This is a genomic window from Pseudoalteromonas sp. 20-92, assembly GCF_030847595.1.
GTDB classification, from domain to species: domain Bacteria; phylum Pseudomonadota; class Gammaproteobacteria; order Enterobacterales; family Alteromonadaceae; genus Pseudoalteromonas; species Pseudoalteromonas fuliginea.
The window spans coordinates 115,585-136,363 of sequence record NZ_JANJGQ010000001.1; the positions used below are offsets into that span (position 1 = coordinate 115,585).

The 20,779-nt window shown below is 38.1% G+C and carries 17 protein-coding genes; 12 read left to right on the forward strand and 5 right to left on the reverse strand.

Annotated elements, in window-relative coordinates:
- Positions 1 to 457 precede the first annotated feature (457 nt).
- Together NRL14_RS00475 and erpA are read left to right on the forward strand one after the other, a co-directional pair.
- The gene (locus NRL14_RS00475) at positions 458 to 6,736 is read left to right on the forward strand and encodes a M4 family metallopeptidase (RefSeq protein ID WP_306723729.1); all 6,279 of its coding nucleotides are present in this window, start codon (positions 458 to 460) and stop codon (positions 6,734 to 6,736) included.
- 447 nt (positions 6,737 to 7,183) lie between these two features.
- Positions 7,184 to 7,522, forward strand: coding sequence for an iron-sulfur cluster insertion protein ErpA (gene erpA / locus NRL14_RS00480; RefSeq protein WP_007376119.1), 339 nt, complete (start codon positions 7,184 to 7,186; stop codon positions 7,520 to 7,522).
- A gap of 49 nt (positions 7,523 to 7,571) precedes the next feature.
- On the opposite strand, the gene NRL14_RS00485 is transcribed toward erpA, so the two are convergent.
- The gene (locus NRL14_RS00485) at positions 7,572 to 7,760 is read right to left on the reverse strand and encodes a hypothetical protein (protein ID WP_033014996.1); all 189 of its coding nucleotides are present in this window, start codon (positions 7,758 to 7,760) and stop codon (positions 7,572 to 7,574) included.
- Positions 7,761 to 8,172: 412 nt separating this feature from the next.
- Between NRL14_RS00485 and NRL14_RS00490 the strand changes: the two genes are divergently transcribed.
- Positions 8,173 to 8,412, forward strand: coding sequence for a helix-turn-helix domain-containing protein (locus tag NRL14_RS00490; protein ID WP_007376121.1), 240 nt, complete (start codon positions 8,173 to 8,175; stop codon positions 8,410 to 8,412).
- Between the two features lie 78 nt (positions 8,413 to 8,490).
- Here NRL14_RS00490 and NRL14_RS00495 read toward each other — a convergent pair whose 3' ends face one another.
- Genes NRL14_RS00495 through NRL14_RS00510 form a run of 4 tightly spaced genes read right to left on the reverse strand, consistent with a single transcriptional unit; the run spans position 8,491 to position 12,235 of the window.
- Complete coding sequence (locus tag NRL14_RS00495) at positions 8,491 to 9,870, reverse strand: MFS transporter (protein ID WP_007376122.1); 1,380 nt, start codon at positions 9,868 to 9,870, stop codon at positions 8,491 to 8,493.
- A gap of 46 nt (positions 9,871 to 9,916) precedes the next feature.
- Positions 9,917 to 10,537, reverse strand: a complete 621-nt coding sequence (locus tag NRL14_RS00500; protein WP_007376123.1) for a peptidylprolyl isomerase — start codon at positions 10,535 to 10,537, stop codon at positions 9,917 to 9,919.
- A gap of 2 nt (positions 10,538 to 10,539) precedes the next feature.
- Complete coding sequence (locus NRL14_RS00505) at positions 10,540 to 11,094, reverse strand: YajG family lipoprotein (protein ID WP_149606594.1); 555 nt, start codon at positions 11,092 to 11,094, stop codon at positions 10,540 to 10,542.
- A 7-nt stretch (positions 11,095 to 11,101) separates the two neighbouring features.
- Positions 11,102 to 12,235 carry a methyltransferase gene (locus tag NRL14_RS00510; protein ID WP_007376125.1) on the reverse strand — a complete coding sequence of 378 codons (1,134 nt, stop codon included), beginning with the start codon at positions 12,233 to 12,235 and terminating at the stop codon, positions 11,102 to 11,104.
- Between the two features lie 41 nt (positions 12,236 to 12,276).
- On the opposite strand from NRL14_RS00510, the gene NRL14_RS00515 reads away from it, so the two are divergent.
- The 9 genes from NRL14_RS00515 to nqrF all read left to right on the forward strand — a co-directional run bounded on the left by NRL14_RS00515 (position 12,277) and on the right by nqrF (position 20,729).
- Complete coding sequence (locus tag NRL14_RS00515; protein WP_007376126.1) at positions 12,277 to 12,885, forward strand: alpha-ketoglutarate-dependent dioxygenase AlkB; 609 nt, start codon at positions 12,277 to 12,279, stop codon at positions 12,883 to 12,885.
- A gap of 63 nt (positions 12,886 to 12,948) precedes the next feature.
- Entirely contained in the window at positions 12,949 to 13,260 is a 312-nt protein-coding gene (locus NRL14_RS00520; RefSeq protein WP_033028965.1) for a BolA family transcriptional regulator, read from the forward strand.
- Between the two features lie 106 nt (positions 13,261 to 13,366).
- Positions 13,367 to 14,560, forward strand: coding sequence for an enoyl-ACP reductase FabV (fabV, locus tag NRL14_RS00525; RefSeq protein WP_306723730.1), 1,194 nt, complete (start codon positions 13,367 to 13,369; stop codon positions 14,558 to 14,560).
- 374 nt (positions 14,561 to 14,934) lie between these two features.
- Complete coding sequence (locus NRL14_RS00530) at positions 14,935 to 16,278, forward strand: Na(+)-translocating NADH-quinone reductase subunit A (RefSeq protein WP_306723731.1); 1,344 nt, start codon at positions 14,935 to 14,937, stop codon at positions 16,276 to 16,278.
- Positions 16,279 to 16,282: 4 nt separating this feature from the next.
- On the forward strand, positions 16,283 to 17,485 hold the full coding sequence (locus NRL14_RS00535; RefSeq protein WP_007376131.1) for an NADH:ubiquinone reductase (Na(+)-transporting) subunit B: 1,203 nt from the start codon (positions 16,283 to 16,285) through the stop codon (positions 17,483 to 17,485).
- A complete protein-coding gene (locus NRL14_RS00540) occupies positions 17,478 to 18,230 on the forward strand; it encodes a Na(+)-translocating NADH-quinone reductase subunit C (RefSeq protein ID WP_007376132.1) in 753 nt (250 codons plus the stop codon). Before NRL14_RS00535 ends, NRL14_RS00540 begins: the two co-directional genes overlap by 8 nt.
- Positions 18,230 to 18,862 carry an NADH:ubiquinone reductase (Na(+)-transporting) subunit D gene (locus NRL14_RS00545; protein WP_007376133.1) on the forward strand — a complete coding sequence of 211 codons (633 nt, stop codon included), beginning with the start codon at positions 18,230 to 18,232 and terminating at the stop codon, positions 18,860 to 18,862. Before NRL14_RS00540 ends, NRL14_RS00545 begins: the two co-directional genes overlap by 1 nt.
- A 10-nt stretch (positions 18,863 to 18,872) precedes the next feature.
- Complete coding sequence (nqrE, locus tag NRL14_RS00550; RefSeq protein ID WP_007376134.1) at positions 18,873 to 19,481, forward strand: NADH:ubiquinone reductase (Na(+)-transporting) subunit E; 609 nt, start codon at positions 18,873 to 18,875, stop codon at positions 19,479 to 19,481.
- Positions 19,482 to 19,499: 18 nt separating this feature from the next.
- Complete coding sequence (nqrF, locus tag NRL14_RS00555; RefSeq protein ID WP_007376135.1) at positions 19,500 to 20,729, forward strand: NADH:ubiquinone reductase (Na(+)-transporting) subunit F; 1,230 nt, start codon at positions 19,500 to 19,502, stop codon at positions 20,727 to 20,729.
- Positions 20,730 to 20,779 lie beyond the last annotated feature (50 nt).

Sequence of the window (20,779 nt, forward strand, 5' to 3'; positions counted from 1 at the left end):
TATTTTTCAGCGAGCAGTTTAGCAAATGCTAACCACTAAGTCCTTGTGATTTTGTAAAATTAATAACATAAATAGATTCACATAACTGATAAGGAAGTTGCTACTAAATTAACTTTATTTCCTTCAAAAATTTGCCTGAAAAAATATTTTGACATGTAAATTAACCTGAACTTTGGATAATAAATCTATCTCAAGCGGTTACTTTTAGCGCTGACTGCGTAGAATCTACTCGCAATAAAAGTCTCTGGCTAGGGAAAAAAATTAAAATATCATATAATTCAATTTTTTAGTGTGTCACTTGAACAGTGCTCAGGTTAAATTAGTTTTAATATTTATGGTGGTGTTCGTTGATACTATTCGTAAACTTAAAATGAGTCGTTTTTATTTTTTAAATGGTTTACTTTTGTTAATATAAGGTATTAAAAACTAATTATAATGCGTTAAGCATAGGAAATTTATGTATAAAGGATTAACTGCAGGGATTACTGCGTTATGTGTTTTTAACTCGATGGTAGCCCATAGCGCTGTTGTTGAAAGAATTACACCTGTAAATAAAGTGGAATTGACGGCACTTCTTAATAATTCATCTACAAGCAATTCAAAAAATATAAATCCAGTTTATTTCTCTGAAATATCAAAAAATAACAGTATGTTATCTAAAGGGATTAATGGATCTAAAAAATCTAAAAAGATGCAACAGTATTACGCTGGGGTTCCTATTTGGGGGCAGCAGATTAGTGTACAAAATAAAACAAACCATATCAGTGGTTTTTTTGCCAAGAACATCAGCGATGAACAGCTTAAAAAAACAAAAAATAATCAGTTCAAGCCTGAAGATGCTGCTAAAGCAATATTAGCAAAGTCAAAACTAAATATAGCTTCGCGTTTTGATATCACGAGTAATGATCGTTACATCTACATAAATAATGGTAAAGCGCGCTATGTTCGACTTATAGAATTGTTTGTTAATGATCAGTCATTGGAGAGCCTACCAGCAGCGTTAATTGATGAGTCAGATTATTCTCTAATTAAAGTATGGAATAATATTCAACAAGCGCAAGCTTCAGGACCTGGTGGTAATACGAAGACTGGCCAGTATGAATATGGGACAGATTTCCCTGCGCTAGAAGTTACTCAAAATGGCACAACATGCTTTTTAGAAAACGACAAAGTAAAGACGGTGACAATGGAGTCAGGCCAAGAACCTGTCGATGCATTTTCGTTCCTTTGTGATAGAAATACTCATAAAGAAATAAATGGTGCATATTCTCCTTTGAATGATGCGCACGCGTTTGGTACCGCTGTTTTTGATATGTATGAGCAATGGTATAATACGGCCCCATTAACATTTAAATTGTTAATGCGTGTTCATCAAGATAATGGCTGGGAAAATGCCACTTGGAATGGCTATGCGATGACATTTGGCGATGGGGCAGATCGATTTCACCCTTTAGTGTCATTAGATATTGTTTCTCATGAAGTAAGCCATGGTTTCACAAATCAAAATTCAGACTTGATGTATTTTGATCAGTCGGGTGGTATTAATGAGTCATTTTCTGATATGGCAGGAGAAACAGCTGAGTTTTTTGTTCGAGGCGAGACTGATTGGTTATCTGGCGCAGATATAACGAAACAAGCGACTGCTTTACGTTACTTTGCAACACCTTCTAATGATGGTGTCTCTATTGATCATGCTAATGATTTTTACTACGGAATGGATGTGCACTTTAGTAGTGGCGTATTTAATCGTGCTTTTTTCTTACTAGCGACAAGTGAAGGTTGGGATCCAAAAAAAGCATTTGAAATTATGCTTAAAGCCAATCAAAACTATTGGATTTCTTCATCGGATTATATTGATGCCGCATGTGGTGCAATAAATACAGCAATAGACCTTCGCTACAATGCAGGTGATGTTGTTAATGCATTTAATGCTGTTGGTGTGATCTGTAATAACATTCAGTTCATCGATAGTGATTTAGATGGAATGGATGATAACTGGGAGCGTGTTTACAATTTAGACCCCAGCTCAGCAGGTGATGCAGATCTAGATTTAGATAATGATGGTCTAACTAATTTGGAAGAATACAATGCAAATACTCTTCCTAACAACGAAGATTCCGATGGGGATACGTTAACTGATTTTGCTGAATTAAATGAACACAATACTAATCCTATAAGTTCAGATTCAGATTTAGATACGATGCCTGACAACTGGGAGCTTACATATCAGCTTAATCCGTTAGATGGGAGTGATAGCCAACTAGATTTAGATGGGGATGGAATAAGCAACCTGATTGAATATTTAGCCGGTTCTGACCCATCTGATGCTAGCTCAACACCAGATGTTCCATCCACTACCACGATAAATTTTGATGACGGACTTGTACCAGAAAACTTTATTTCATCTGTACCTATTACTCCTTGGTTAGTAATGCAGGATGTTGAGACCAATAGTTTTGTGTTAACTAATAATGATATAAGCGACTCCCAGCAAACGAGTGTTGAATATTCAGTACTTATTGATAGTGACAAATTTTTAAACTTTAACTACAACATTAATTCAGAAGAAAACTTTGATTTTTTCACTGTTTATATTAACGATGAATTGGTTTTAAATAAATCAGGTGTTTCACTGCAATGGGAAACATTTACTCATGCAATTTCTGCTGGTTTGAATAAGTTAACTTTTGTTTACAGTAAAGATATGTCCGTATCAACTGATTCAGATGCCGTATTTATAGATAATATTTATATTGGCGACGAGTTTTCTGACATTGACGCAGACGGTATCGCTGATTATTGGGAATTGCAACACGGTTTAAATATTAATGACTCAAGTGATGCACTACTCGATAATGATGAAGACGGGCTGTCAAATTTACAGGAATTTGAAAACCAAGGCTTACCTAATAACGCAGATACTGATGGCGATAAAATGCCGGACGGTTGGGAGTTTTACAACGATTTATCTCTAACAGATCCTAGTGATGCGACGAGTGATCACGATGGCGATGGTTTTAGTAATTTAATCGAATTTATAAGTGGTACAAACCCACAAGATATAAGCTCTTTCCCTTTGCATTTAGATATTACGGATTCATTTGAAGGCAGCGAACTACCATCATGGCTAGTGGATAATGAACAGAGTAATTCACCATGGTATATTGATACAACTTTTGCGACTGATGGTGCGCAAAGTATTCGATCAGGAGTATTATCTGATAATGAAATTAGCCAATTTGATGTGACGGGGTTATTTAAGTCGGGTTACTTACTGTTTGATTTTAAAATAGAATCTGAAAGTTGCTGTGATAATTTACATGTGTATGTAAATGAACAACGAATATTTGCATCAGATTCCTCTTTAAAAGAAGGCCCACTGCTGTTAGAGATTGAAGAGGGGGTTCAAAATATTAGTTTCAAATATAGTAAAGACGGCTCTGCTAGTTATGGTCAGGATACTGTATGGATTGATAATTTTGTATATTTACCATTAGATGATATGCGTGATTCAGACGGTGATCTGTTACCCGATGTTTGGGAGGTCAAATATGCTTTAGATCGCCTTGACAGTACTGATGCGCAATTAGATTTAGATAACGATGGTTTAAGTGCTTTGCAAGAGTATGAATTAGGCACAAACCCTAATCTTGGTGATACAGATAACGATGAGCTAAGTGATGGTTACGAAGTAGATAATGGATTATTACCTCTAGATTCAACGGATGCATTACTCGACACCGATAATGATGGTTACTCAAATTACCAAGAGTTTTATGCACAAAGTCGAGCAGATAGTTCACAATCAATTCCTTCGACATTCTCTAATTTAAGTGAAAGTTTTGAAGGTAATTCATTACCAAGTTATTTAACACCCCTTGCGAATAGTCAAAAGGAGTGGAGTGCTTATCAAAATTGGTTTACTGACGGCGCTCAAAGCATTTCAATCATAGACGTAAAACAAGGTGAGCAAGTTGGGTTTGCACTCGCTGGTGTGTTTGAACAAGGTTATTTGAATTTAGATTACTCTTACTCTTACTCTGGCGTCTTTGCAGTTATTGTCAATGGTAATAAGCTCGATTTATTCACTAATGAATCAAGACTTCTAATTCCGATTAATGCCGGTTTCAATATAATTAAAGTCTCATTTATTCCAAACCACGATATACAATTCGCTTTAGCTGTAGACCAATTGCAATGGATTTCTGAAGTTGATCCGACGCTAGACACCGATAATGATGGCATTCCCGATTACTGGGAGTTTGAGCATGGTTTAAATGTACTTGATAGCTATGATGCATCCAATGATAACGATTACGACGGCTTAACTAATTTAATCGAGTTTGAGTTAAATACAAACCCTCAATCAAATGACACAGACAGCGATGGTGTTATTGATAATGAAGATAGTGCCCCAACAGACCCTACTCAGGGTGAGAACCAAGCTCCTACTTTTACAGATTTATCCGCTGTTACGATTGAGGCTGAACGTGAATACACATATTTGCTTGATCTCTATAGACCCGATGTAGTGGACAATGGCTATTTTACGCCAGAGGTTTACATTTCGAATGGAAGCAGGTTTGATGTAGGTGAACACCAAGTTACATGGATTGCGCGTGATAGGGCTGGGAATGAAACTCAAGCTGTGCAAACCGTCTTCATTGTTGACACCGTTGCACCGATTTTTGAAGCAAATAGTACACTTCATTTTTATGGTAATACAATTGATGGAATTAAAAATGAGCTACTAAACGGTTATGTCATTCGTGAGAATGTATCTGGTCTGAGTTCAGTAACAATAGATAATGATTTTGTTTTTCGTACTGGTTTAGTTAACGTTGCTGTTACGGCTGAAGATGGAGCTGGAAATAAAGCATCCGGGGTTGTGAATGTGCAAATATACCCAGAGATCGCGATTCAACCATTTACGCTTTCTGATTCGATTCATAAAATAGTTGTTAAACTTTACATATCAGGCGAAAGCCCCACAGGCTATGCTCGCTTTCAGTTACGAGCAGGTAATAATTATAAATCATTTAGTATAGATGAATCTGGCTCTATTGAAGTTGAACTAGATCCTAGCTTCATTGGTAATTCAACCCTGCTAGAGCTTGAGCCTAATTATAGCGTTTTTGTTACCGACAAAGCTCAAAGCAAAATTTTATTTCATGACGAGTTGATTGAGCCTTATATTTCTTTACTTTATAAACAAAATAATAAAGTAGTAACATCGATAGAGCGAAGTAACTCGCCTACTTCAGTGGTTGTAAAGTTAATGGGGACTACACCTGAATATGCGCAGCTGAACGAAAACACTGGCAGTGACTTAGATTTTTATAGGCTGAGTGATACGAGTTGGGAAATGACTTTTGATTCAAAAAGTATTAGCTCGGATGTATTTGAGTTGTCATTTTCAGCGACGATAAACGATGATGTTGTTGCGACAACTACACAGACAATCCCTGTTATTGATGAAGTAGTATTTAATGATCCACTAATAGATACTGATGGTGATGGTATTCCCGATATAGAAGAGGGTATGAGTGACGCTGACAGAGATGGGATCCCTGATTATTTAGATAATTCATCAATAATGAATATCGGTATTTTAGAATCGGGTAAAGTACTCCATAGCGTCAATGAGTTCAATTCAATTCGTGTTGGCACTATTGCTCGTTTGAGCAACAGTGATGTTATCCATAGTTTGACAATTGATGAGCAACAACTTGAAAATCACTTATCTGATTTAGATATTTTTGAGCCACATTTTCAAGCTAAAAGTGACTTAGTTAATCTAAACGTAGAATTAGCAAATGAAGCCGATTATGTTGAAATTGCTCTACCACAGTTAGATAACGCGTTATTGAGCTCGGATTTACAAGTTAGGTTACTTTCAATCTCAGGTTGGAAAACGGTGCCTAAGTTAACAGGGAATGTTTATCAAGAAATATGCTCGCAATGCACAGCTTTTGAAGTACTTGATGGTGGCGAATTTGATTTAGATGGTCAAAAGAATGGATTTGTGGAATTAGTTGCAAAACTTGCACAAGAAAGTTTGAATCAGGCACCTGTTTTAGCGCTTGAATTACCGGATCAAATGAATGAACTCGAAACGTTTAATTTAGATGCATCAAACACAATTGACCCTGACGGAGATATACTTAGCTACAGTTGGTCTGTTGCAAACGAAGCCGTGACAATTAATACACCGGAACTCGATATAGCGACACTTACGGTAGGTGAATTAACGCAAAGTGTTGATAGTGTAATTACTCTTATTATTGATGATGGCTATGAAGAGTTTACGTATACGCACAATGTTAAGTTTTTACATATCAACCAATTGCCAGAGATTACACTCGCGAGTACATATTCTGTAAATGAAGGTGATAACGTTGTTATTATCGCTGAAGCCACAGACAAAGAGTCTAGCGACTTAAGCTACTCATGGGTGCAAGTTCAGGGAGCTCTTACTCAACTAGACTCGGTAACTACAAATACGCTTAACTTTACAGCACCAGACGTAGCTCAAGATACTACTTTGGTGTTTAAACTTATTGTTTCTGATGGTGAAGATCAAGCTGAACAGCTGGTGGAAGTTAATGTAAAAGCTATCATTACTCCAGCAAAAGCTAATTCAGATAGCGGTAGTGGTGGCGGTTCATTAGCGATGCTACTTATCTTGCTAGGTATGTTTATAGCTTATAAAAGATCATACTATTTCAATAAGTAGCACACAGGCATTAGCATTGAAAATACGGAGTCGATCATAGCAGCTGTTATGATCGACTTTTTAGCCGTATGTTTAATTTTTAGGCTGAGTAGAATACATGTAGTGTGGTTATTTCCATAAATAGGAGATCATGACGCATAAATATCAAATATGTGCAGCCCTTTCTAAGCAGTATTGATTAACAGAAGTTTTAAATTGTAATTGAATTGTTCGTAAATTGAACTAATTATAATTCGGAAAGGTCAAAATGCTCCTAAAATCCAAATCAATCAGTCTATTAGATCTTTTTAGAGCTCAGTTTTGTATCAATTTTTTTAGCTTGGTTAAAGCTACGCCAAGTTCATAATACATGCGACATTAGATTAGGGTAAAGAGTTGTTTTACTATACTTGATTAAAACACTCGGGTATTAGATAATCACGTCATTACGATATTGAGGGTTTTAAAATGTCAGAAGAATTACCAATTAAGTTCAGCGATGCAGCAGCTGTTCGCGTTAAACAGTTAATCGACGAAGAAGAAAATCCAGAGCTAAAACTGCGTGTTTATGTCACAGGCGGTGGTTGTTCAGGTTTTCAATATGGTTTTACTTTTGATGAAAAAGCAAACCCCGGCGATTTAGAAATAGTAAAAAATGGTGTAACCCTAGTTGTTGATCCTATGAGTATTCAATATTTGGTTGATGGTGAGGTTGATTACACTGAAGGATTAGAAGGCGCACGCTTTTTTGTATCTAATCCAAATGCAACAACAACCTGTGGTTGTGGTGCAAGCTTTAGCGTTTAACAGCCAAACGCTAAATAGATTAAAGCCGCTTTTGCGGCTTTTTTAATGCCTATAAATCAGTTGGTGCGTATTCGGTTATTTGCATAATAAATATAAAAAAGCCGAGCACAAACGCAGAAAAAGCTAAAATATACATAAAGCCTTTTTTACCTTGTTTAATTGGAACCCCGTTATTGCGCAAAAAAAGATACCAACCTAAGCACAGTAAAATTGGCAATAAAAATAGTATCCTGAACATGACTCAACCTTTTTAAAATTAATAAGACTCAATAATAAACATGTCGCATTAAAATGAAACAAAATCATAAAAAATTCAATTTTTGATGAAAATGGATGGATATTCAGTGTTTATAAACATTCGCTCAAGTTAATTTTGTACCGAACAACGCAATTAATCATTCAACCAAAGTATTAATAGTATATAATGTATCCAAGAATGAGACGGGCAAAATTTCATTCTCAATAAAAACAAACTTATACCACATTTTTAGCGTAGCTTTTAGCTAAGTGGGTAGAAGTAAGTGGCAACAGTGCTTAACTGCAACACCTTGCTATTGAAGTGAAATTAAGTAGCGCTGCTTACTTACCTACAGCTATTGATAGGCTACTGCTTTAATGGGTATGTCAAATCATCGAGTAGGAGATGTAAAATGATGGGCAAAACCGTTTCTTCAGAAGAAAACGCAAAGCTAACAAAGTGGCTTAAAAGTAAGCGCCATGAAAAAGGGCATACAATGCGCAGCCTTGCACAAGTGCTAGGTACACCTCATTCGTTTATCGGTAAAATTGAAAATCAAGAGCGCCGTTTAGATGTTATTGAATTTGTTCGCTATTGTACTGCACTAGACGTTGATCCACATGAAGCATTAAATTTGCTGAAAGTAGATTAATTATGTGATTGTTTAGTTCATTTATGAGTTATATAAATGTTCTAGGCAGTAAATTAATGCAGGGATGCATTATATTTCTTAATTTTTTTGATGATAATTTCGCTCAAGTTCATACAGCTTGTGCCTAATTAAGTACAAAAATAGTAACGATGGTAAAACCATTAACGCTGTAAGAATAAAAAATAGCGACCAATTACCTGCCAACCAATCATCTATTACTACACCACTATAACTTGAAAGCAACGTTCTTCCTAAGTTCCCTAATGATGCTAGCAACGCATAGTGAGTTGCGCTAAATGCCCTATCACAAAGCATTGATATAAACGCGACCATTGCCACTAACGACCACGCTTGTGTAAATCCATCAATAACAATAGCAAAGGCATACAGCCTTAAGTCAGGTCCAACTAAAGCAATCCATGAAAATGCTAAGTTTGATGCTGCCATTGCAATACCACTTATAAATAAACCTTTAACAATGCCATATTTTTGATTAAATAAGCTGCCAACAAAGGTAAATATAATGGTAAGTACGGCAGTGCCTACTTTTGAAAATGTAGCAATATCGCTATTACTAAAACCAATTTCTTTATAAAACACAATAGACATGCGGCCCAAAAACGCTTCACCTATCTTAAATAAGAAAATAAATGCAAGTAACGCAAGTGCAGTTTTAACGCCGTTTTTAGTGAAAAAGGCTCTAAAGGGATCAATAACGGTTACCGCGAGCCACGCAACTGTTTTTGTAAGTGGGGTTTGTTTTGTTGATGAAAGTTTTTCAAGGTATACACGCTCAAGCTCAGCATGCACGGCTTCTCTGTTTGACTTAGGCTCTTTTGCGAACAAAGCTCCACCCATTAACAGCAAAATTATAGCGGCTAAAAAATAATATATTTGGGGCCAGTCAAGCGACGGGATATCAGCCATATAAAATGGAATAGCGCCTAAAAGGGCATAACCTGTCCACCAACCAGATGTTGCCATTGCGGCGGCTGCCGTAGCTTTATGAGATTCGTTTTCACTGAGAGTGTCAATTCTAAATGCGTCAATTGCAATATCTTGCGTAGCAGAAGCAATGGCGATTAATAAGCAAATTACGGCAACAAGCGCTAAGTTAGTTTTTAAATCAAGTCCAGCTAATAGTAACGTGCCAATTAAGATAAAGCTTTGGCACAATAGTATCCAGCTACGACGTTGGCCAAGCCATTTATATAAAATAGGGAGCTTGGTCCGGTCAATGAGTGGCGACCATAAAAAGTTTATACTGTAAGCCCCAAATACAATGCCAAATAGGCCAATCATACTGCGACTTAGGCCTTCATCCTTTAACCAAGCCGACAGCACTGAGCCAATTAAAACCCAAGGAAAACCACTGCTCATACCAAATATAAAAATATTGATTAAGCGTTTGTCTTTAAAGTAAGAAAAATATTCGCTAATAGAGAGAGTTTTGCTCATAGGGCCTTCATTGGCGATTGGGTGTAGTTAAACTACAGCTCATTAATTATAATGGTACTTGCTCAAGGACTTTTATATTTAAGATAACAACAGGTACTTTTGGCACGAAATCGTAACCAATTTTTTCGTTAAAGCCTGTTTCGACAACCATTATTTTATCAAGTGTGTCATAGCCATCCATTACATTACCAAATACGGCAAATCCCCAGTCTTTATCTGGATTTAAATGGTCGTTATTGTCCATATTAAAAAAGAACTGACGAGTACCAGAATGCGGCTCTCTGTCCTGATATGCCATGGCTATACTGTACATGTCATTTTTTAAGCCATTACCACTTTCGTTAAAAATAGGATCGTTTTCATGTAAACCATCGTAGTCTTTGTCGTACCCGCCACCTTGAATAACAAAATCGCGATCATTTTCTACATCACGCTCAATACGGTGGAAAACACTTCCCTGGTAACTTTTATCTGACACGTACGTTAAAAAGTTATTGACTGTAATAGGGGCTCTTGAGCGATCAAGCTCGACTACGATACTGCCCATTGAGGTTACGATTTCGACGCGCGGAAAAATATTATCTTTTTGCACAAAGCGGCCTTCTTGGGCTGCTAAGCTACTTGCGCTAAAAAATAGGCCGAAACAGATTAAAAAAAGTCGTTTCATGTTTAACCTTCTAAAAATTCTATTAATTCAGGATCTGATACAATGCGGGTAATCATTTGCTCAGTCAACTTATTGAGCTGGCCTTCTACTTTTGCTCGCTCGTGACTAAATGGGCCTTCTAAATTAGCACTACCTCGGTACACCTTACTAAAATTGCTTGAAGCGCGAATAACACGAACACCAAGCTCTATCTGAGCTTCACTGGTGTGGCTTACTAGTTTTTCGGTTACCAAAGCTTGCAGTGCATGAATATCTACTTCAAAACGCACAGTCGCTAGGTTTGAAATACTTGCTCCGTTTCGACTCAGCGCGCTATCTAAAACGCTTTTAACTGACTCTGTAATACCTTGACTTGCAAACGTTTTAGTTTTATCAGATTCAATCAGCTTAAGCGTTGCAGTGTCACCACGTAAATCAATTACGCTGGTACTTAAACTGCTGTTAATTGTACTAATTTGGCCATTTTTATAAACCGGGTTAAGGATCACTTGATTAGGCTGACTAGCACAGCCAGCTAGTACAAGTAACGCACATAGGCTAAAAGTAATTTTAATCATTAAATTCCTAATAATTTTTAGTGGCACTTAGTACTACAAATTTCTTGTTGGAGCCAAGTAGTTTACAGTTGCCAAACATACGGTTTAGTTTGTCGTGATAATCTAAATGACGGTTACCAATAATACGTAATTCGCCACCTTGTTTTAAGGTTTCTTTTGCTTGTTTAAACATTTGCCATGCTATGTGGTCTGTTACAGCTTGCGCTTGATGAAATGGTGGGTTACATAGCACCATATCCACACTGTCTTGATCAAAGTCGGTCAAGCAATCGTTTTCAATAAATTGGCAATTATCAAACTGCTCAGGCATGTTTTGTTCTACATTTAAACGCGCAGATTCAACCGCCATGTATGATTCATCAACAAATGTGACAGATGCTTTAGGGCAACGAGCAAGCGCCATAACACCTACAACACCATTACCACAACCTAAATCGATTATGCTAGTTTCTTTCTTGGTTTCTGGTAAATAGTTGAAAAAGAATCGAGCACCTATATCTAACGAATCACGTGAAAACACATTTGCATGATTTGTTATATTAAATTCAGTGCCTTCAAGTGGCCAAGTAATAGGGAAATCAGCTGCTTTATACCCACCTTTTGCCGTGCTTAATATAAGACGTGATTTTTTAACCGCTAAACTTGTTTTTGTTTCACCAATAAATTGCTCAAACGATTTTATTGTTGAATTATGAATTTCTTTTGTTTTACCGGCTGCAATTACGGGTGTACCAGGTGCAAGTATTTCGCTTAATTCACTTAGTTGAAATTGCAAAAAACCTACGTTACGCGGTATTTTTATTAGCACTAAATCTATGTCTTCAGGCAATGCAGACAGACTATCTATTTGGCTAAATTGCGCCGTGGATAGTTTGTTTATTTGTAAGTTATATGCCACTGCTTGATGGCTAATATAAGAATCATTAACTGAACAAACCGTTAATTGATTAAAACTACAAGCAAGTGCACCAAAGCTATCGTTTAAAATAAGCAGTGAGCGACAATCAGGGTGATGTTCGTTAACATAATTGATAAGGTACTCATCGGCTGAATCCCACGCTTGTAAACTGCGGTTTTTTTGATCCAAAGGAAAGCGTTCAAGAGTAAAGGTTTTATCGCCTAGCTGGGCTTGCGTCGTCATAATGGTATTTGATCAGTAAACTAATGTAGGTAAATTCTAACATGCAACGGCAAAACGCCAACCCCCAACAGTTACCAAATGGCTTTTCTTATCAAAGTAGGGCACTTAGCGCGCAAAAAAGCCTCGATTTATTTTATTATTTGCAAAAAAACCTAGTTTGGCAGCAACCCGACGTCACCGTTTATTCTAAAACAGGCCCAATTCCCCGACTTCAATGCTTTATTAGCGAGCATAATTTCGAATATGGTTATTCGCATAGTAAGTTAATAGTAGAGCCTTGGCCTAATATTTTATTAGCAATGCGTAAGCGCTTAGAAAAACATTTAAATCAGCCATTAAATTCTTTATTAGTTAATTATTACCGAGATGGTAACGATACTATGGGTTGGCACAGTGATGACGAAATAGAGCTGGGCCATCAACCTACTATTGTGTGTGTATCACTTGGAGCAGAGCGTGTTTTAAAGCTTAAACAAAAATCGACAAATAAAGTAACCGATTTAAAGCTGCAAAGTGGTAGCTGTTTAGTCATGAGTGGCGACAGTCAGCGTGATTATCAACATGCAATCCCAAAGCAAACTACATTGGCTCACCCACGAATTAGCTTAACGTTTAGATGCATAAAGCAAATCAAGCAAGCTCAATTTTAGTTAGCCAATAGGCTTGGCTAGTTGTTATGATAACAACATAACTTAACTACAAAAATGGTTTTTATGTCAATGCAGCAACAAATTCAAGAAAAAATCAGCAGCGCAATTGCCTGTAAGCATTTAAATGTAATTAACGAAAGTCACATGCACAGCAAAGGCACCGAGTCACATTTTAAAGTTATTGTGGTAAGCGAAGAATTTGCTGGCAAACGCCTATTACAACGCCATCGTCAAATTAATGAAATTTTAAAAGATGAGTTAGCAAATCATATTCATGCACTCGCTATCCATACTTATACACCGGATGAGTATACCGAGCAGGGCGGAGAAGCACCTGATTCGCCTAATTGTATGGGCGGCTCTAAAATTAGCTAAGTATTTTTTGAAGTATCTGATTAGTGATTAACTGATCAGATCAGTGTTTTTAGTATTAGCCTTTAAACTAGCGCTAATTTTTATTGTAAAAGATATAGGATCATCAATGGTCATTAAGCCTAAAATTCGTGGATTTATCTGTACCAACGCACACCCAACGGGATGTAGCGAGCATGTTCAAGAACAAATTAACTATGTAAAACAACAAGGCGTGTTAAAGAACGCACCAAAAAATGTATTAGTTATTGGCGCATCTACAGGCTACGGCTTGGCGTCGCGTATCACAGCTGCATTTGGTGGCGGCGCTAAAACACTCGGTATTTTCTTTGAAAAAGAAGGCACTGAACGTAAAACAGGTTCTGCTGGTTGGTACAATACTGCAGCATTTCAAGAAGCAGCTGACGAAGCGGGTCTTTGGTCTAAAAATATTAATGGTGATGCGTTTTCTAACGAAATCAAACAAAAAGCAATCGACACTATTAAAGCAGATTTGGGCAAAGTAGATTGTATTATTTATAGCTTGGCGTCTCCTCGTCGTACTGATCCAAATACGGGTGAAGTGTTCTCCTCTACACTTAAGCCAATAGGTAACGCAGTTACAACTAAAAACCTTAATACGTCAAAGCGTGAAATTGATGAAATTACTGTTGAAGCGGCAAACCAGGACGATATCGACAACACCATTAAAGTAATGGGCGGTGAAGATTGGGAGATGTGGATTGACGCATTAAAAGAAGCCGACGTATTAGCTGATAACTTTAAAACTACGGCCTACACTTATATTGGTAAAGAGCTAACATGGCCAATATACGGACACGCTACTATTGGTAAGGCTAAAGAAGATTTAGACCGAGCAACTGCTGCAATTAAAGAATCTACAAAAGATTTAAATGGCGAAGCCTATGTATCGTCTCTTAATGCTGTGGTAACACAAGCAAGCTCGGCTATTCCTATTATGCCTTTATACATTTCAGCATTATTTAAAGTAATGAAAGTAGATGGTACTTATGAAGGTACAATTGAGCAAATTCAGGCTTTATTTAGTGAGAACTTATATGGTGATAACCCACGCTTTGATGAAGGTGGCCACTTATTTCAAAACTACAAAGAATTAGAAGACGATGTGCAAGCACGTGTTCAAGCTGTTTGGGATAGCGTAGATACAAGCTCAATTGATGAGTTAACCGATTATGTGGGTTACCATAACGAATTTTTACGTTTATTTGGCTTTGGTATTGACGGAGTTGATTACGATCAAGATGTGGATTCGGTCAAACCAATTGCAAATATGATTGATTAACCATATTTGCAAATATGTAATTAAAAAGTCGCTGAGTGCGACTTTTTTATTTTGCGGGCTTTTTTGAATAATTGTGATTAAAAAATGTCATTCTTTGCTTAAGCTACCACTTTGGTCTAACTTAAATTTTATTAAATACACATAACAAAACTAAATAAGTGCTTCTGTCGTATAATTTTCATAATTAGACTCGCATAGTCGCCCACAATGATGTTAAAATTAAGGCAATATGTGAAGAGTTTTTACCGCGTTGCTTGTTTAGTATTCATAGCAAGTTGTTCTTTGTATACATAGATATAACTTGGGATAGCTCAAATGGCGACGTGGTTGGTACGATTTTTCAGTTTCTTTCCGTTAATGTAGTGCAAGTGCGTATGATCAACATAAAAAAAGGTCTGGATTTACCCATAGAGGGCGCACCTCAGCAAGTTATTCACGACGGTTCTCCCGTCAAACGTGTAGCTGTGCTAGGTGAAGAGTTTATTGGTATGCGTCCAACCATGCATATCCGTATGGATGACCAAGTTAAAAAAGGCCAGGTACTTTTTGAAGATAAAAAGAACCCCGGCGTCCTATTTACCGCACCAGCTTCTGGTGTTGTAAAAGAAATAAATCGTGGTGCTAAACGTGTGCTGCAATCTGTTGTTATTGAAGTAGACGGCAGTGAGCAAATCACCTTTGACTCTTTCTCTGACACTGAGCTTACGAGCTTAGATCGTGAAAAAGCTAAAGAAGTACTTATCCAGTCTGGTCAGTGGACGGCACTTCGTGCTCGCCCATTCAGCAAAGTTGCGGCTGTGGATGCAAATCCTAGCTCTATCTTTGTGACCGCTATCGACACTAATCCTCTTGCTGCAGATCCTGCGGTAGTTATTGCTGATAATGCGCAAGCATTCGAAGCGGGTTTAGCCGTTATATCGCGTTTGACTGATGGAAAAGTATTTGTTTGTAAGCAAGTTGGCAGTCAAGTTCCTAGCTCATCTATCGCTCAAGTAGAAGTACATGAGTTTGGTGGTGTGCACCCTGCTGGCCTTGTAGGCACTCATATCCATAATCTTGACCCTGTATCTGCTAGTAAACAAGTTTGGCATATTGGTTACCAAGACGTTATTGCGTATGGTCACTTATTCCTTACGGGTGAAATTTACACAAACCGTGTTGTTTCGCTTGCAGGTCCTCGTGTTAAAAACCCACGTTTAGTGAAAACACAATTAGGTGCTTCATTGGATGATTTAGTTGCTGGAGAATTAGAAGACGGTGATAACCGTGTTATTTCTGGTTCTGTTTTATCTGGCGCTACTTCAAACGGTGTTAATGAGTTCTTAGGTCGTTACCACGTTCAAGTATCTGTATTACTTGAAGGTCGCGAAAAAGAACTATTTGGCTGGATTGCACCAGGTAGTGATAAATTCTCTGTAACGCGTACATTCCTTTCTCACCTTACACCGAGTCGTTTATTTAAAATGACAACGTCTACAGGTGGTTCAAAACGTGCCATGGTTCCAATTGGTAGCTACGAGCGCGTGATGCCGTTAGATATTTTGCCTACACTATTATTACGTGACTTAATTGCACGCGATTTAGATAGTGCAATTTCACTGGGCGCGCTTGAACTTGATGAAGAAGATTTAGCGTTATGTACCTTCGTTTGTCCTGGCAAATACGAGTATGGTTCTATCCTGCGCGATTGCTTAACTACGATCGAGAAGGAAGGCTAGAGAGATGGGTTTAAAAAAATATCTAGAAGATATCGAGCCGAATTTTGAAGCCGGTGGAAAATATGAAAAATTTTATGCACTGTATGAAGCAGCTGCAACTATTTTTTATACACCAGGCTATGTAAATAAAGGCAAGACACACGTACGCGATAATATCGACCTAAAACGTATGATGATTTTAGTGTGGATGGCGACGTTCCCAGCTATGTTTTTTGGTATGTTCAACATCGGTCACCAGGCCGCAGGTGCTTTAGCACAAGGTTTTGAACTAGCAAATTCGTGGCAGGTTGGTCTGTTTCAGTTCTTTGGTGGTGAATTAACCGCTAATGCAGGCTGGGGCGCTAAAATGTTCTACGGAGCATGTTTCTTCCTACCAATTTACGCAGTCACGTTTGCTGTAGGTGGTTTTTGGGAAGTGATTTTTGCTTCTGTGCGTAAGCATGAAATTAATGAAGGTTTCTTCGTTACTTCTGTATTATTTGCACTTATTTTACCTGCAACAATTCCTTTATGGCAAGTTGCACTAGGTATCACGTTTGGTGTAGTAATCGCTAAAGAAATTTTTGGTGGTACTGGTCGTAACTTCTTAAACCCTGCTTTGGCTGGCCGTGCGTTCTTATTCTTCGCATACCCGGCGCAAATTTCGGGTGACACAGTATGGACTGCAGTAGATTCTTTCTCTGGTGCGACTATGCTAGGCCAAGCTTTTGTTGGCACACTTGATTTTTCAAACATGGAATTATGGTGGAATGCATTTTACGGTTTCATTCAAGGTTCTGTTGGTGAAACATCGACACTTGCATTACTTGTAGGTGGTTTATTCTTAATTTACGTTCGCATCGCTTCTTGGCGTATCGTACTAGGTGTATTCCTTGGTATGGTAGCAACGGCATTCTTATTAAATGCTGTTGGTTCAGAAACTAACCCTGTATTTGCAATGCCTTGGTATTGGCATTTAGTGCTTGGTGGTTTTGCGTTTGGTATGTTCTTTATGGCTACAGACCCTGTATCGGCTGCATTTACTAATAAAGGTAAATTTGCATACGGTTTACTAATTGGTCTTATGGTGGTTCTTATCCGTGTTGTGAATCCTGCTTTCCCAGAAGGCATGATGCTAGCAATTTTATTTGCTAACTTATTTGCTCCACTGTTCGATCACTTTGTAGTGCAAGCTAATATCAAGCGGAGGTTGGCACGTAATGTCTAGTAATAACGAATCAATCGGTAAAACGTTAGCAGTTGTTGTAGCACTATGTTTAGTGTGTGCAATCATTGTATCGTTTGCTTCTGTACAGCTTCGTCCTTTACAGCAAGCTAATAAAAATAAAGATATTCAAAGCAATATCTTAGCAGCGGCAGGCATCGATAAAGTTGAGAATGTATCTGATACATTTAATGCTAAAATTGAAGCGCGTGTTGTAAATATGACCACAGGTGAGTTTGTAGACACAGACCCAACAATCTTTGATTTTGAAAAAAGCAAATACGATGCAGCGCTAAGTGTTTCTCTTCAAGAGAAAGGCGTTAAAGACATTGCAGGTATTCAACGTGTGACTAAAGAGTCACCGGTGTATATCTCGAAAAAAGAAGATGGCTCTATTGATGCAATCATTCTTCCTATTCAGGGCTACGGCTTATGGGGCTTAATGTACGGTTTTATCTCGCTTGAAAGCGATGGTGAAACAGTTAAAAACATTATTTTCTACAAGCATAATGAAACGCCTGGCTTAGGTGGTGAAATTCAAAATCCACAGTGGACTGCTACGTGGCAAGGTAAAGAGCTACCAATTCAAATTGTTAAAGGTACTGCGGGTGATAATGAGCATAAGATCGATGGTCTTTCAGGTGCTACATTAACGTCTAACGGTGTTGAACATGCAGTTGACTTTTGGACTGGCGAAAACGGCTTTGGCCCTTTCCTTGCGAAAGTACGTAAAGGAGCATTGAAATAATGGCTGATACTAAAGAAATGAAGGCGGTCCTATTTGGTCCGGTTTTAGCTAACAACCCAATCGCACTACAAGTACTGGGTATTTGTTCTGCGTTAGCGGTAACGTCTAGCTTAAAAAATGCGTTAATCATGTCAATAGCATTGACCTTGGTAACTGCGTTTTCGAGCTTCTTTATCTCGACTATTCGTAACCAGATCCCATCGTCAGTACGTATCATTGTACAAATGACGATTATTGCATCATTAGTTATTGTTGTTGACCAAGTACTGCAAGCGTTTTCTTATGCTACGGCTAAAGAGCTTTCAGTCTTCGTTGGTCTAATTATTACTAACTGTATTGTAATGGGTCGTGCTGAAGCATATGCGATGAAGTCGCCACCACTAATGTCATTCCTTGACGGTATTGGTAATGGTTTAGGCTATTCTGTTGTTTTACTTACTGTTGGTTTCATTCGTGAGCTATTCGGTAAAGGAACACTATTCGGTGTTGATATTATCCCATTAGTACAAGATGGCGGTTGGTATCAACCTATGGGTCTATTGATATTACCACCGAGTGCATTCTTCATCATTGGTTTATTCATATGGGTACTTCGTACTTATAAGAAAGACCAAGTAGAAGCTAAAGCGTAAGGGGCACACAGTGGAACATTATATTAGTTTATTTGTAAAAGCCGTTTTTATTGAAAACTTAGCGTTATCATTTTTCTTAGGCATGTGTACTTTTTTAGCAGTATCAAAAAAAGTGACTACTTCAATTGGCCTAGGTGTAGCGGTTATCGTTGTTTTAGGTATTTCAGTACCTGTTAATAACTTAGTTTACCATGCTGTATTAGCACCAGGTTCACTTACGTGGCTTGGTTATCCTGATGCAGACCTTAGCTTTTTACGTTTCTTAACTTTCATTGGCGTTATAGCAGCGCTAGTGCAAATTCTTGAAATGGTATTAGATAAGTTCTTCCCAGTACTTTACAACGCATTAGGTATCTTTTTACCATTGATCACAGTTAACTGTGCAATCTTTGGTGCGGTATCTTTCATGGTTGAGCGTAACTATAACTTCGGTGAGTCTGTTGTTTATGGTATTGGCGCTGGTGTTGGTTGGGCACTTGCAATTACATTACTTGCAGGTATCCGTGAGAAAATGAAGTATTCAGACGTGCCAGACGGCTTACGTGGTTTAGGTATTACCTTCATCACTGTTGGTTTAATGGGACTTGGCTTTATGTCATTCTCTGGTATTTCACTGTAAAGGTAGCGAGGATAAATCATGGATTATCAGATTTTCTTAGGCGTTGGTGTTTTTATCGCTATCGTTGTACTACTGGTTTTAGTCATCATTGGTGCTAAATCTCAGTTAGTTGCAAGTGGTGATATTATCATTAGCATTAATGGCGACCCAGATAAAGCCATTAAAACATCAGCAGGTAGTAAGCTTTTAGGCGCGCTATCTGAGTCAGGTATATTTGTATCATCTGCATGTGGTGGCGGTGGCTCTTGTGGCCAGTGTCGTGTACACATTAAAGAAGGTGGTGGCGATATTCTGCCAACTGAGCTTGATCACATATCTAAAGGCGAAGCCCGTGAAGGCTGTCGTTTAGCGTGTCAGGTAAATGTTAAAAACGACATGGAAATTGAGCTTGAAGAGTCAATTTTCGGTGTTAAGAAGTGGGATTGTGAAGTTATCTCTAACGATAACAAAGCAACGTTCATTAAAGAACTTAAGCTGCAAATTCCAGATGGCGAGTCAGTGCCGTTCCGTGCGGGTGGTTACATCCAAATCGAAGCGCCACCTCATCACGTTAAATATGCAGATTTCGATGTTCCTGAAGAATATCGTGGTGATTGGAACCACTTTGGTTTCTTCGATCTGGAGTCAAAAGTAGACGAAGAGACTATTCGTGCTTACTCAATGGCTAACTACCCAGAAGAAGAAGGCATCATTATGCTTAACGTGCGTATTGCTGCTCCGCCGCCAAGAAACCTTAGCTTGCCGTGTGGTAAAATGTCTTCTTACATTTGGTCACTTACAGCTGGCGATAAAGTAACTATTTCGGGTCCATTTGGTGAGTTCTTTGCTAAAGACACGGATGCAGAGATGGTATTTGTTGGTGGTGGTGCTGGTATGGCGCCAATGCGTTCTCATATCTTTGACCAACTTAAACGTTTGAACTCTAAACGTAAGATGAGCTTTTGGTATGGTGCACGTTCTGAGCGTGAAATGTTCTACGTAGAAGATTTTGACGGCTTAGCCGCTGAAAACCCTAACTTCGTATGGCATACAGCACTTTCAGATCCACAACCTGAAGATAACTGGGAAGGCTACACTGGCTTTATCCATAACGTGTTATTTGAGAATTATCTTAAAGATCACGAAGCGCCTGAAGATTGTGAGTACTACATGTGTGGTCCTCCAATGATGAACGCGGCAGTTATTACTATGCTTAAAGATTTAGGTGTTGAAGACGAAAATATCTTACTAGATGACTTCGGTGGCTAACACTAATACCAAAACAGTTTAGTTTTGGTTAAAATACCAGCCTCGTAGCA

Bases quoted from the DNA above. Each gene is read 5' to 3' on its own strand.
- NRL14_RS00510 (WP_007376125.1), bottom strand. From the start codon at position 12,235: ATGACGACGCAAGCCCAGCTAGGCGATAAAACCTTTACTCTTGAACGC.
- NRL14_RS00535 (WP_007376131.1), top strand. From the start codon at position 16,283: ATGGGTTTAAAAAAATATCTAGAAGATATCGAGCCGAATTTTGAAGCC.
- NRL14_RS00520 (WP_033028965.1), top strand. From the start codon at position 12,949: ATGTCAATGCAGCAACAAATTCAAGAAAAAATCAGCAGCGCAATTGCC.
- NRL14_RS00505 (WP_149606594.1), bottom strand. From the start codon at position 11,094: ATGATTAAAATTACTTTTAGCCTATGTGCGTTACTTGTACTAGCTGGC.
- NRL14_RS00545 (WP_007376133.1), top strand. From the start codon at position 18,230: ATGGCTGATACTAAAGAAATGAAGGCGGTCCTATTTGGTCCGGTTTTA.
- NRL14_RS00540 (WP_007376132.1), top strand. From the start codon at position 17,478: ATGTCTAGTAATAACGAATCAATCGGTAAAACGTTAGCAGTTGTTGTA.
- NRL14_RS00530 (WP_306723731.1), top strand. From the start codon at position 14,935: ATGATCAACATAAAAAAAGGTCTGGATTTACCCATAGAGGGCGCACCT.
- NRL14_RS00485 (WP_033014996.1), bottom strand. From the start codon at position 7,760: ATGTTCAGGATACTATTTTTATTGCCAATTTTACTGTGCTTAGGTTGG.
- NRL14_RS00490 (WP_007376121.1), top strand. From the start codon at position 8,173: ATGATGGGCAAAACCGTTTCTTCAGAAGAAAACGCAAAGCTAACAAAG.
- fabV (WP_306723730.1), top strand. From the start codon at position 13,367: ATGGTCATTAAGCCTAAAATTCGTGGATTTATCTGTACCAACGCACAC.
- NRL14_RS00475 (WP_306723729.1), top strand. From the start codon at position 458: ATGTATAAAGGATTAACTGCAGGGATTACTGCGTTATGTGTTTTTAAC.
- nqrF (WP_007376135.1), top strand. From the start codon at position 19,500: ATGGATTATCAGATTTTCTTAGGCGTTGGTGTTTTTATCGCTATCGTT.
- NRL14_RS00500 (WP_007376123.1), bottom strand. From the start codon at position 10,537: ATGAAACGACTTTTTTTAATCTGTTTCGGCCTATTTTTTAGCGCAAGT.
- NRL14_RS00515 (WP_007376126.1), top strand. From the start codon at position 12,277: ATGCAACGGCAAAACGCCAACCCCCAACAGTTACCAAATGGCTTTTCT.
- NRL14_RS00495 (WP_007376122.1), bottom strand. From the start codon at position 9,870: ATGAGCAAAACTCTCTCTATTAGCGAATATTTTTCTTACTTTAAAGAC.
- erpA (WP_007376119.1), top strand. From the start codon at position 7,184: ATGTCAGAAGAATTACCAATTAAGTTCAGCGATGCAGCAGCTGTTCGC.